Source organism: Marinobacter sp. KM021, assembly GCF_050707965.1.
Lineage (GTDB): Bacteria > Pseudomonadota > Gammaproteobacteria > Pseudomonadales > Oleiphilaceae > Marinobacter > Marinobacter shengliensis.
On sequence record NZ_CP136129.1, the window covers coordinates 2,637,998 to 2,650,132 of the forward strand.

A 12,135-nucleotide genomic window follows, 5' to 3' on the forward strand; every position below is an offset into this window, starting at 1 on the left:
GGCAGTCAGGTATTCCAACAAACAAGGAGTGAGACCAATGGCCGAGCGCTTTACCAAAAGCATGGCCAGGAACATCTATCTGGGAGGAAGTGCATTCTTCGTCCTGTTGTTCCTGGCCCTGACTTTTGACACACAGGTCCGGGCAATGCCCGAGCGGGATAACCGCGATCAGCTCACCGAAGAGGTGGTGCGCGGTAAACACATCTGGGAGAACAACAACTGCGTGGGTTGTCACTCCATCATGGGCGAAGGTGCCTATTTTGCTCCGGAACTGGCCAACGTGTTTGACCGCCGTGGCGCGGGAGACACCGAGGTCTTCAAGTCCTACATGCGGGCGTGGATGAACGCCATGCCTACCAACATCCCGGGCCGCCGCCAGATGCCGAACTTCAATCTGAGCGATGAAGACATCGATGCGTTGTCTGCCTTCCTGGAGTGGACATCCAAGATCGACGACAACAACTGGCCACCCAACATCGAAGGCTGAGGGAACAAGCATGAAATACGAATCGCAAAGGGTGTCCATGCCCTACTTCATCTTTGCCCTGATCCTGTTTGTCGGCCAGATTGTGTTCGGCCTGGTTCTGGGGCTTCAGTACGTCGTCGGTGATTTCCTGTTTCCGGAAATCCCCTTCAACGTGGCCAGGATGGTTCATACCAACCTGCTGATTGTCTGGCTGTTGTTCGGCTTTATGGGCGCCACCTACTACATGGTGCCGGAAGAAGCACAAACCGAGCTGCACAGCCCGTTGCTTGCCTGGATTCTGTTCTGGGTGTTTGCCGCTGCCGGCACCCTGACCATTCTCGGCTACCTATTCGTGGACTATGCCCGCCTCGCTGAGCTGACCTTCAACGAATACTTCCCGACCATGGGGAGGGAGTTTCTGGAGCAGCCAACAATCACCAAGATAGGCCTGCTGGTGGTCATCCTTGGCTTCCTTTACAACGTCATCATGACGGCTCTCAAGGGCCGCAAAACCGTGGTCAATATCATCCTGATCACGGGGCTGATTGGCCTGGCCGTACTGTGGCTGTTCGCGTTCTACAACCCCAGCAACCTGGCCACCGACAAGTACTTCTGGTGGTTTGTCATTCACCTGTGGGTAGAGGGTGTGTGGGAACTGATCATGGGCGCCATCCTGGCCTATGTACTGATCAAACTGACCGGTGTAGACCGTGAAGTGATCGAGAAGTGGCTGTACGTCATCGTTGCCATGGCGCTGATTACCGGCATCATCGGCACCGGCCACCACTTCTTCTGGATCGGGCCGCCGGAGTACTGGCTGTGGCTGGGTTCAGTGTTCTCTGCACTGGAACCACTGCCGTTCTTCATGATGGTGGTGTTCGCCTTCAACATGATCAACCGTCGGCGCCGCAATCACCCGAACAAGGCCGCCATGCTCTGGGCCATGGGCACCACCGTGATGGCATTCCTGGGCGCGGGCGTATGGGGCTTCCTGCATACCCTGGCCCCAGTGAACTACTACACCCATGGCAGCCAGATTACCGCCGCCCACGGCCACATGGCCTTCTACGGCGCCTACGTGATGATCGTACTGACCATCATCTCCTACGCGGTACCCATCATGCGCGGCCGCCCTTACGGCAACAGCAACACGGCGCAGGTGGTGGAAATGTGGGGTTTCTGGCTGATGACCATCTCCATGGTATTCATCACCCTGTTCCTGACCGCCGCAGGCGTACTGCAGGTGTGGCTGCAACGCATCCCCGATAGCGGTGCTGCGCTGTCCTTCATGGCCGGCCAGGATCAGATTGCCCTGTTCTACTGGATGCGATTCGTCGCTGGCGCCTTCTTTATGGCGGGCCTGGTCGTGTACCTCGGCAGCTTCTTCATCAAGGGCCAGGCAAGCCCGGAAGAGGAAGTACGCGGTCCTGCGACGGCTGACGCCTGACCAAGGCTGATCGCCGGGGCCTTCGGGCCCCGGCAAATCCTCCGAACCCCTGGACAACCCAAGTGCATGCGCAAACCGTCAATCCCAAAGACACTCTGCAGCAGAAGCGGCTGATCACCCGCACCGCCTTTTTCCTGCTGTTCCTGCTTGCGCCTGCCCTGAACATTTTCCGATACGACCTGACCGAAACCCGGTTTATTCTGCTGGGATTTCCCCTGTCGTTTAACCTGAATCTTGATTGGGTGGCCCAAAGCACCCCGGCCGAAGTGGCTGGCCAGATCCTGTTCTGGTTTGTGCTGCCCATACTGACCCTGGTCCCCCTGGTACTCTGGATATCCCTGAAATGGGGGCGAATTTACTGCGGCTGGCTTTGCCCGCATTTCTCGGTGGTTGAAATCATCAACAAAAGGATGACAAGAATTACCGGCCGCCCGACCCTCTGGGAAGCTCTGAAAAAAGGCAACACCGGCAAAGCCCTGCACTGGGCGGGCCTGACTCTGGTGTGCGCCGCCATCGGCTTTTCCTGGGCCTTGGCCCTGCTGTCTTACCTGTTACCGCCGATCCCTCTGTACCTGGACCTGATAACCGGCCAACTGAGCCTGTACCCGGCCATCTTCCTGGCGGTTGCCACCGCCATCTTCACTTTTGATTTTCTCTTCGCCCGGCACCTGTTCTGCAAATACGGCTGTGCTTTCGGGTTGATTCAAAGCATTGCCTGGATGGCCAACGGCAAAGGGCGGGTGGTGACTTTCGATACCGAAAGGGCCGCCGCCTGCCGGGATTGCACCAAGGCCTGCGATGAAGCCTGCCCCATGCGCCTGCCTACCCGCAGCCACAAGCGGGCCAAGTTCTCCTGCACTCAGTGCCTGCAATGTGTGAGCGCCTGCCGTGAGGTGCAAAAAGACAACCCGCAAGGTTCCCTGCTGACCTGGGAGCCCGGAACCCCTGGCAAACAAACCGTACTGATTCCGGTACGCCAGATACATTCCCCTCCGCGCCAATCCCGCGCCTGATTCAGGAGTCGATATGGAAGAGTGGGTCGGATTAAAGTGGCACGAATACGTAACTCGCCAGGCCATGGGCGAGTTCCCCGAACACATCGTGCACCTGAAAGACGAAGCACGCACCCTGGGCGTGCTGTTCCGCGCCATGGGCGGCGACCCGGCCCTGAGCCTGGTGACGGCCGAGCCCCGGCATTTCCAGATTCGCCGGCGGTTCGTGCAGAAACTGGCCGGCACCCACCGCAAGTTTGAACTGGCCTGGCGGGATGAAGAAAGCCTGCGCCTGCCGGAACAGCTGGCCCTGTTTCCATCCCGAAAGATCAATCGGGAACTGTACCTGTGGCTTGCCGCCCTGGCCTCACTCGGAGAAATCCATCACCACAGCTGGCTGCAGGGCAACCAGGCCATGGTTCAACAATTACTTGGCCAGTGGCCGGGGCTGGAACCCATGTACCAGCGGCTGGTTCGCCACACCCTGCAATGGCGGCCGCACCCGGACACCCTGCGCGGCAACGAAGCAGAGCGTGAAAATGCCATTCGCCAGGCACTGATTCATCCCGGCAGCGTGACCGACCTGCCCGATGCCCTCACCGACCCTTGGCCGGTGGTGCTCTGGTTATACCCGATACTGGGGCGCGGCAAACTGAAAGGCCAGATCATTGGTGACGACAACACCCAGTCCAAATCCGGCGGTATGGCGAAGAAACGCAAGCGCCGCCGGGCCGAACGGGTGGATGCCTTTGATAAAGACCAGGGCATCATGCTGTTCCGGCTTGAAAGTCTGTTCTCCTGGTCCGAGTTCATACCCGTAGACCGTGCCGGGGATGACAGCGAGGAAGACGATGCGGAGTCCGTGGCCGATGACATGGACATGATCTCCATTTCCATGGACCGCCGTGAGGCGTCTTCGGCCATCAAATTTGACCTGGACCTGCCCTCGGAAGAAAACGACGATCTGTTCCTTGGTCCGGGCATCCACCTGCCCGAGTGGGACTGGCGCCGTCAGGGTTTCCGGGAAAAATTCTGCTGCCTGCAGCCCATGCTAAGCAGAGAAGCGGTGCCCTCACCCCTGCCGGAGCGTCTGAAAAACCCGGCGCAAACCCTGCGTCGGCAGTTCAGCGCCCTGAAACCCCTGCGCCAATGGGAACGACGGCAACGGGAAGGCGAAGAACTCGATCTGGATGCCTGCCTGGAGCGAGTGGTCCAGCAACGGCGCGGCGCCGGCGACATGGACCAGAAGCTGTTCCGCCAGTGCAAACAGAACCAGCGCGACCTGGCTTGCCTGGTGCTGGCCGACATCTCGCTGTCGACCGACACCTACATCAACAACAATCAACGGGTGATCGACATCGCCCGGGATGGCCTGCAATTACTCAGTGAAGCCCTCACCGCCAGCCGTGATCCTTTTGCACTGTTTGCGTTCTCCTCACGGCGACGGGACCACATCCGCTTCCATCACATCAAAAGCTTTGATGAACCCTACAACGACACCAGCCGGGGCCGCATACAGGCCCTGGAGCCGGGTTATTACACCCGAATGGGTGCCGCTATCCGCCAGTCCACCAAACTGCTGCAGGCAAGACCAGAACACCAGAAGATCCTGCTGTTGCTGACCGACGGTAAACCCAACGACCTGGACCTGTACGAAGGCCGATATGGCGTGGAAGACACCCGAATGGCCGTACAGGAAGCCCATAAGGCCGGCCTGACCCCGTTCTGCGTGACCATTGACGAAGAAGCCAATGAATATCTGCCCTATGTATTCGGCAGCACCAACTACGTGGTCATCAAAGACCCGACCCAACTGCCCGCACAGCTGCCCAAGCTGTACCTGAACCTGACCCGATAACGGAGCATGTGATGGCTCGCAATCAGGCCGCCCGATCACCGCACCTACCCGGCGACCTCGCCGTGTGGTTCTTCATCTTCGCGGAACTGGCCGTGTTCGGCATTCTGTTCATCGGCTACGGCGTCGCCCGCAGCCTCGACCCGGCCACCTTCGCCGCCGGCAAAGAAGCCCTGCACCCCTGGACCGGCCTGATCAACACCATCGGCCTGATCACCGCCAGCTACCTGGTTGCCCTGGCCGTTCACCGCCTGCGAGACCGAAAACCCGGCGTAGCCGGGCTGCTGTGGGCCGGCATCGCCGCCTCCTGCATCTACACCTTCGGCAAACTCTGGGAATACGCCGACCTTTACAGCAACGGCTACAACCTGGGCACCGACACCTTCTTCATGTTCTATTTCTTCCTCACCTTCTTCCACTTCATGCACGTGGTTCTGGGCCAGATCGTCCTGGTGGTATTGGCGGTAAAAGTGAAAAAAGGCGAGTACAACGGCGATGACATGAATGGCATGGAATCCGGCGCCTCCTACTGGCATATGGTCGATTTGGTGTGGCTGGTGCTGTTCCCGATGCTCTACGTTCTGGCCTGAGGAGGCTGATATGTTAGCGATTTATATCGCCCTGATGATCTGCACCATGGCTCCGGTTGTGGCCATGCAGGCTGGCGCGGATATGTCTGTTCTGGTTTGGCTGGTGTTCGGACTGGTGATTGTGAAAGCAGTACTGCTGGTAGATCACTTCATGGAAATGAAGCATGCCCCCTGGGGCTGGAGAATGGCGGCTCAGGGCTGGGCGGTTGTCGTAGTTTCAGTTCTGGCAGGCATTCATCTAACAAGCTAGTGTCCCGTTCAGTTAATTCACTCACACATATTGATTATAATGGGCCCATCGATTAGCAAGAATGCGGTTCTTCCCACTAGTTTTTGTTTTTCCCTTTGACAGCATACCATTATTTTATTAGCTTTATTCTCCATTAATAATGAGTCGATTAAACACGGAGGTTTAATGCCCATTTCTCATAGCCAGACAGAGTTAAAACTCGCTGTCGCCCGCTTTCTTGAACTTTCCTACTCTACCGATGGCACCACAACCGCTCGCTTGATGCGAGAAGCGGGGCCAGTGAAACTCTCCGTTGATCACCATGGTAGGGCGTCACTCGATGGGCGCGCTGGAAAAGTCACATTCTCCGCGCAAGAAGGGCTCAGAGAGCTAGGGATGGAACTGCGTATGGCAGATGTGTCTATGCATGTTGACGACCAGGGGTTGATTCAGTTTACTGCTTCATTTCGCTTCTTAAGAGCGGCGAGCGCAACTACAAGCGGCAGCATTGATGTTGAAAAGTTGATCACAAGTTGTTCGGGCCTTATTTGCACGGCAGCAAAAGCATTAGTAGGTGCAAAACAGTCGAGAGATCGTCAATTATTGGAAGCTTTGCAATGAGAAGACCCCTAACAATCTCCAGCATCCTCATCACTATTCTTTTCACAAGTGGATGCGCCTCGAACCCAGCTGAACAAGAGAATGCATGGAAAGTTTATGAGCGTTTCCGGATGGCGCTGGAAGAAAATGGCATAGAGGCAGATTATTCCACTTTTTTCACTGATCATGCCTATCAGGATATTAGAGAAGCAAATGAAAAGGATCGTCCTTACGTCAAAGAAATGCTTGCGTACCCTCGTTATTTTGCATCCACTATTGAGTACTTTGAAAAAAATGCTGCCTCCGGCACGTGCCTGACCATAAATGGGATAACCCTTCACGGTGACGCTGGAAGCCTCTCAATTGAATTTCTTAAAGAAGATGGGCAGTTGAAAATGAACGATGCAAATCTGCTCTATGTTGACTCGGAGGCGAGCTTTATTGGCCAGGCAAAATGTCCGGACGAGACACGAGCCTGACTTAAATTCCATTGCCATAAAAACCCTTTTCCTCTGAACCCGAACTTACAGCAGCCGCCGCGGAAAAGTAGGCGGCTTATTGCCTATGGCCTGAGCCAGGGAAATCATGCCCCACAGCACAAACGACGTGTGCAGCACCACTGCCCAGACGATCGCGTATGTCCAGAACAAACCAGTATTGCCATAAACAAGCCAGCAAACAGCAACACCTGAACTGATCAACACGGCGCCGAGTATGGACATATAGACCCCAGCCTTGCTGTGGGCCCGCCGCAAAGCGTGGGCTTCGCCGGACTTCATGGCGATCGTCAGCAAAACGATAAAGCCGATGACCGGCAACGCCAGCAGGTTCAGCAAATACCAGATAACCGGAGCAATCGCCCCGGGCGATTCAGTCTTCGGACTGCCCGAATACGGCATACACCACCTCCATCAGTGCATTCACAGTGACCGCATCATCCGACAGCGGTTCGATCATCCCGGCCCGGCAGGCCTCGATGTGGGGCATACCGGAAGCGACCAGGTATGCGGTGTGGATCAGCAGGCGGGTAGACGCCGCTTCTTCCAGGTCATGGTCTTTCAGCTTGCGCAGCGAGGTTGCCAGCCCTACCAGCTGCTTCGCAAGGTCGGCATCGCAGCCGGACTCCTCCTGCACGATGGTCTGCTCCACATCCGGCGTCGGGTAATTGAAGCTCATAGACACAAAGCGCTGCCGGGTACTCGGTTTCATGCCTTTCAGCAAACTCTGGTAACCCGGGTTGTAGGACACCACCAGCATAAAGCCCGGAGCGGCTTTCAGCAGCTCGCCGGTGCGTTCGATGGGCAGTTCCCGGCGGTCGTCCGCCAGCGGGTGCAGTACCACGGTGGTGTCTTTTCGTGCTTCCACTACTTCATCAAGGTAGCAGATTCCGCCTTCCCGCACCGCCCGGGTCAGGGGGCCGTCTTGCCAGTAAGTGCCGTCCGGGCCGATCAGGTGGCGGCCAACCAGGTCAGAGGCGGTAAGGTCGTCGTGGCAGGCCACGGTATAGACCGGGCGGCCAAGCTTCTCCGCCATGTAACGGACAAAGCGGGTTTTACCACAGCCGGTGGGGCCTTTGATCAGTACCGGCAGGCCGTTGTCGGCAGCGGCGGTGAACAGTTCGACTTCGTTGCCGGCGGGTTGGTAGAAGGTCATGTACAGGTTCCTTTTATTGCAGGGAATCAGGTGGGGCAAAGCCGTGCACCCATTCCGGGAAAAGATTGAATATCTGGCGATCGTCGCTGCGCTTCAGTTCAAGCAATGCCCTCAGGCACGGCTGTAATCCGGGGTTCGTGGTGTCGGTACCGGCATACCAGCCAGCACCTGAAACGGGTTTTCCCTTCCAGGTAATGGCCAGGCCCTGGGGTTCCAGGAACGGCGTAACCAACCCGAGTTCCGAGACCGCCGCATGGGTGTTGTTGTGCAGCAACAAACCCAGGGCAGAGCTGAAATCACCTGCTTCATATCGCTGCCCCGGTTTCGGCGTTATACCCTCGGCAGCCAGGGCCTTGAGTGCAAGCTGCCCGGAGAGCGGATCAGTTCCTGCCACCAGCGAGACATCCCGCCCTTCCAGCTCCCCCAGTGTTCTCACACCGGCGGTTTTCCGGGTTACCCAGACCGGAACCGGATCCTGGCCATCGGCGTTGACGGCCCGGAGCCTGAGCCTGCCTTCCCAGCCATCCTGCCGGTACACCAGGTCACTCTCAACCTGAGCCTCACCCTCAACGGCTTGATTGAACACCAGCTCTGCCTTGCAGTTCTGTTTGTCGAGATAACGCTGCAGCCGGTAACTGGCCACGGTGACAGACCTGGATTCCGTTTCTACTTCAAGTCGCACCGGCCCGGAAAACTGGCCGGCGCTGACGGTACTGGTCCAGAGCATAAACAGCCAACCGCCAGCGGCCACCCTCATCTCACAAGCCCAACTGATGCGCCCGGTTGGTAAAGAAGATGCCGGACGGCTTCTGTGCCGGCAGGGTAGCCACTTCTTCCAGAGTACGGGTGTTATAGACGGTCACCCGGTCGCTGTCCCGGGAGGATACCCACACTTCCTCACCGCGCGGGGTGAATTCCATGTGCAGCACGGACTTGCCGGGCTCCAGGGTACGGATGATTTCCCGGGTCCGGGAATCAATCACCTGCACCACATCGTTCTGTGGGTGGGCAAAGCTGACCCAGATCCGGCGGTTGTCCGGGCTGGCCATCACAAATACTGGCTGGCCCTGCACCGGAATGCGTTGCACCATGCTCCAGTCATCCATTGTCGCCACCAGCACTTCATGGCGACCAACCGCCGGCACAAACGCGTGGCCATCGGCGATGGCCCAGCCTTCCAGGTGGGGCATCTTGTACACCGGCAGGCGCTGTTCGCCCTTGCCATAATCCGGCAGAATGCTTCGCACGCCCTGCTCCGGTGCCCAAAGGTCCATCATGGACAAGCCGTCTTCACCAAACAGGCCGGCAATGTAGTAACGGCCATCGGGAGTGATCAAAGCATCGTAGGGTTGTTTGCCCGCCGGGTGGCGGGAGACGACCGGCGGCTGCGAAACCATATCCACCGTCCAGATTTCGCCGGCTTCAAACAAGCTGAAAACAAACTGATTGCCCGGTGCGTCCACCAACCCTACGGTTTTGGACTGGTCCTGCTCACCGCTGGCGTTGGTATAGGTTGCCGGCAGCATCAGCACGTTTTCCAGGGTGCGGCTATCAAAAATGTTCACGCCGCCAGGTTCGTAATTAGACACCGCCACATAACGGCCATCCTGGGAAATGGCGCCGCCGATGCTGTTGCCAGACTGAATCACCCGGTTGACGATGCTCTGGGTCAGCAGGTCAACCTTGGTGAGCCCACCATCACGACCGAACACATAGCCATAGCGGGCATCACGGGAATACACCACCGAGGCATGGGACAAATCACCCAAACCCTCAACCCGGCCGAGAATTTCGTACTCGGAATGGTCAATGACCAGAACGGAGCCTGTGGCCCGTTCAATGATCAGGCCCAGGTCACCAGTGCCCCGCAGATTGTCCGCCGGTGCGGTGGCCACAGACTGGCAACCGGTCAGCACGGCCAACATCAGCAGCGGGAGCGTTAAACGAAACAATGCTTTCATGGCAGTTCCTTGGTTAGTGACGAAGGGGCGGTTTCGCGCTTCGTCAGTCACTCAGTAAAGCACCTGACTTCAGCTGCTGGCTTATCCAGTCAATCTCATCGTCCGTCAACAGGGCTTTCCAGGGCGGCATTGCCGTGCCGGGCACCCCTTCGCGGATGATGGCGGCAATCGCAGCTTCCGGCAGCTGGCTCAGATCTTCCGGCCGTAACGGAGGGCCCAGGCCTCCGCGCATGGTCAGGCCGTGGCAGGATCCGCAATCCTGAATGACAAAGTTGGTCAACTCCTCCTCGCTGGCGGGCTGCGCGACAGCAACCGGAAGCGCCAACCAGAGCAGCACGGCAACCGGCACTTTCCTCACCCCCGAGGGCCACAAGCTGTTCATCTCGACATCTCCTGTAACCAGGCCTTCATGCTGCGGATACGCCTCATTCATAACCTTGATATTGATTAAACTTTTAACTCACTGCCAGAGATCTTTGGGCATACCCACCTAGGGGTACTCTCTTGAAAAGATGCAAACCCGTGACATTAATCAATGTTCAGAAACAGCAACAAGAGAAACCTAGTAAGCACTCTTGAATACCAAGGAGAGAACCTGATGAGAGTGACCGACATGATGATCAAACCCCTGGCTCTTGCGGTGGCCATTACGTCTATGGGCGTGATGACCGTGCAGGCACAGCCACACAAGAACGTTGATGAAGCCTCCGTAGCCTACGAGGGCACCCCAAGCTCAATCGATGCCGCGTCTGCCAAAGTCGTCCGCACCCCTGGCGCGCCTGACCTGACCGACGAAGAGTTCGCCCGCGCCAAGCAGATTTACTTCGAGCGCTGCGCCGGTTGTCACGGTGTGTTGCGCAAAGGTGCCACGGGCAAGCCGCTGACCACCGACATCACCCAGGAACGGGGCATGGATTACCTGAAAGCCCTGATCAGCTATGGCTCCCCAGCCGGCATGCCGAACTGGCTCACCTCCGGTGACTTCGACGAAGAAACCGTCGAGCTGATGGCCAAGTACATCATGCACGAGCCACCCCAGCCTCCCGAGTTCGGCCTGGCCGACATGAAGGCCACCTGGGAAGTGGTGATCCCGCCCGAGAAACGCCCCACCAAGCAGATGAACAAACTGAACCTGGAAAACCTGTTCAGCGTGACCCTGCGTGATGCCGGCGAGATTGCCCTGATTGACGGCGACACCCATGAAATCGCCAAGATCATCAAGACCGGTTATGCGGTACACATTTCCCGTATGGGTGCTTCAGGCCGCTACCTGTTCGTGATCGGCCGTGACGCCCTGGTGAATATGATCGACCTGTGGATGAAAGAGCCGGAAACCGTCGCCAAGATCAAGGTGGGCATGGAAGCACGCTCGGTTGAAACCTCCAAGTTCAAGGGCTGGGAAGACAAGTACGCGATTGCAGGCACCTACTGGCCGCCACAGTTCGTGATCATGGACGGCGACACCCTTGAGCCCAAGAAGATCGTGGGCACCCGGGGCATGACCGTGGGCGATCAGGAGTACCATCCGGAACCCCGTGTTGCCGCCATCGTAGCCTCCCACGCGCACCCGGAATTCATTGTTAACGTCAAAGAAACCGGCAAGATCATGCTGGCCAACTATGAAGACCTGGACAACATGACCATCACCACCATTGATGCAGCTAAATATCTGCACGATGGCGGATGGGACGCCAGCATGCGTTACTTCATGACCGCCGCCAACAACTCCGACAAGATTGCTGTTGTCGATGCAGAAGATCGCACACTGGCTGCCATTGTCGATGTGGGCAAGATCCCCCACCCGGGCCGTGGTGCCAACTTTGTGGATCCGGATCACGGCCCTGTCTGGGCGACGTCTCACCTGGGTGACCCGACCATTCAGTTGATCGGCACTGACCCGAAAAACCATCCAGACAAAGCCTGGAAAGTGGTTCGCACGGTCAACGGCCAGGGCGGTGGTTCCCTGTTCGTAAAAACCCATCCCAAGTCCAAGAACCTCTGGGTAGATACCGCCCTGCACCCGCTGGAAAGCATCAGCCAGAGCGTGGCGGTGTTCGACATCAACAACTTTGATGCCGGCTACGAAGTGCTGCCCATTGCCGAATGGGCAAATCTGGGTGAAGGACCAAAGCGGGTGGTTCAGCCTGAGTACAACGTGAAGGGTGACGAGGTGTGGTTCTCTGTCTGGAATACCCAAGACAAGAAATCCGCCATCGTGGTGGTCGATGACAAGACCCGCAAGCTGAAGAAAGTCATAGACGACGAACGCCTGGTTACACCAACCGGCAAGTTCAACGTCTACAACACCCAGCACGACGTGTACTGATCCCGGCCCCGGCCCG

Annotated in this window: 14 protein-coding genes; 9 read left to right on the forward strand and 5 right to left on the reverse strand. The window is 57.6% G+C overall.

All coding sequences use genetic code 11. The features are described 5' to 3' along the window. The first annotated feature begins 37 nt into the window (after positions 1-37). From RVM24_RS12425 to RVM24_RS12460, 8 genes are all read left to right on the forward strand, one after another. A complete protein-coding gene (locus tag RVM24_RS12425; RefSeq protein ID WP_072676399.1) occupies positions 38-487 on the forward strand; it encodes a c-type cytochrome in 450 nt (149 codons plus the stop codon). Between the two features lie 10 nt (positions 488-497). Next, a complete protein-coding gene (locus RVM24_RS12430) occupies positions 498-1,913 on the forward strand; it encodes a cbb3-type cytochrome c oxidase subunit I (RefSeq protein WP_431474091.1) in 1,416 nt (471 codons plus the stop codon). A gap of 62 nt (positions 1,914-1,975) precedes the next feature. After that, positions 1,976-2,926 (forward strand): 4Fe-4S binding protein, encoded by a 951-nt coding sequence (locus RVM24_RS12435; RefSeq protein ID WP_431474092.1) that lies wholly within the window; start codon positions 1,976-1,978, stop codon positions 2,924-2,926. A 13-nt stretch (positions 2,927-2,939) separates the two neighbouring features. Then, positions 2,940-4,763 (forward strand): nitric oxide reductase activation protein NorD, encoded by a 1,824-nt coding sequence (locus RVM24_RS12440; RefSeq protein ID WP_431474093.1) that lies wholly within the window; start codon positions 2,940-2,942, stop codon positions 4,761-4,763. Positions 4,764-4,774: 11 nt separating this feature from the next. After that, positions 4,775-5,350, forward strand: coding sequence for a cytochrome c oxidase subunit 3 (locus RVM24_RS12445; RefSeq protein WP_431474094.1), 576 nt, complete (start codon positions 4,775-4,777; stop codon positions 5,348-5,350). A gap of 10 nt (positions 5,351-5,360) precedes the next feature. Then, complete coding sequence (locus RVM24_RS12450; RefSeq protein ID WP_431474095.1) at positions 5,361-5,600, forward strand: cytochrome C oxidase subunit IV family protein; 240 nt, start codon at positions 5,361-5,363, stop codon at positions 5,598-5,600. 165 nt (positions 5,601-5,765) lie between these two features. Next, on the forward strand, positions 5,766-6,200 hold the full coding sequence (locus RVM24_RS12455) for a hypothetical protein (protein ID WP_431474096.1): 435 nt from the start codon (positions 5,766-5,768) through the stop codon (positions 6,198-6,200). Next, positions 6,197-6,658, forward strand: coding sequence for a hypothetical protein (locus RVM24_RS12460; protein WP_431474097.1), 462 nt, complete (start codon positions 6,197-6,199; stop codon positions 6,656-6,658). Before RVM24_RS12455 ends, RVM24_RS12460 begins: the two co-directional genes overlap by 4 nt. Before the next feature lie 45 nt (positions 6,659-6,703). Here the strand turns inward: RVM24_RS12460 and RVM24_RS12465 are convergent, their stop codons facing one another. The 5 genes from RVM24_RS12465 to RVM24_RS12485 are packed head-to-tail and all read right to left on the reverse strand — an operon-like array spanning position 6,704 to position 10,175. Further along, the gene (locus tag RVM24_RS12465; RefSeq protein ID WP_222533911.1) at positions 6,704-7,078 is read right to left on the reverse strand and encodes a hypothetical protein; all 375 of its coding nucleotides are present in this window, start codon (positions 7,076-7,078) and stop codon (positions 6,704-6,706) included. Continuing rightward, positions 7,050-7,832, reverse strand: a complete 783-nt coding sequence (locus RVM24_RS12470; RefSeq protein WP_431474098.1) for a CbbQ/NirQ/NorQ/GpvN family protein — start codon at positions 7,830-7,832, stop codon at positions 7,050-7,052. The genes RVM24_RS12465 and RVM24_RS12470 overlap by 29 nt, the downstream gene beginning before the upstream one ends. A gap of 13 nt (positions 7,833-7,845) precedes the next feature. After that, positions 7,846-8,559 carry a PhnD/SsuA/transferrin family substrate-binding protein gene (locus RVM24_RS12475; RefSeq protein WP_431474099.1) on the reverse strand — a complete coding sequence of 238 codons (714 nt, stop codon included), beginning with the start codon at positions 8,557-8,559 and terminating at the stop codon, positions 7,846-7,848. A gap of 31 nt (positions 8,560-8,590) precedes the next feature. Continuing rightward, entirely contained in the window at positions 8,591-9,793 is a 1,203-nt protein-coding gene (locus tag RVM24_RS12480; RefSeq protein WP_431474100.1) for a cytochrome D1 domain-containing protein, read from the reverse strand. A 43-nt stretch (positions 9,794-9,836) separates the two neighbouring features. Beyond that, positions 9,837-10,175, reverse strand: coding sequence for a c-type cytochrome (locus tag RVM24_RS12485; RefSeq protein ID WP_420194500.1), 339 nt, complete (start codon positions 10,173-10,175; stop codon positions 9,837-9,839). Positions 10,176-10,391: 216 nt separating this feature from the next. On the opposite strand from RVM24_RS12485, the gene RVM24_RS12490 reads away from it, so the two are divergent. Further along, positions 10,392-12,119: a cytochrome D1 domain-containing protein gene (locus tag RVM24_RS12490; protein WP_431474101.1), complete on the forward strand. Its 1,728-nt coding sequence runs from the start codon at positions 10,392-10,394 to the stop codon at positions 12,117-12,119. The last annotated feature ends 16 nt before the right edge of the window (positions 12,120-12,135 follow it).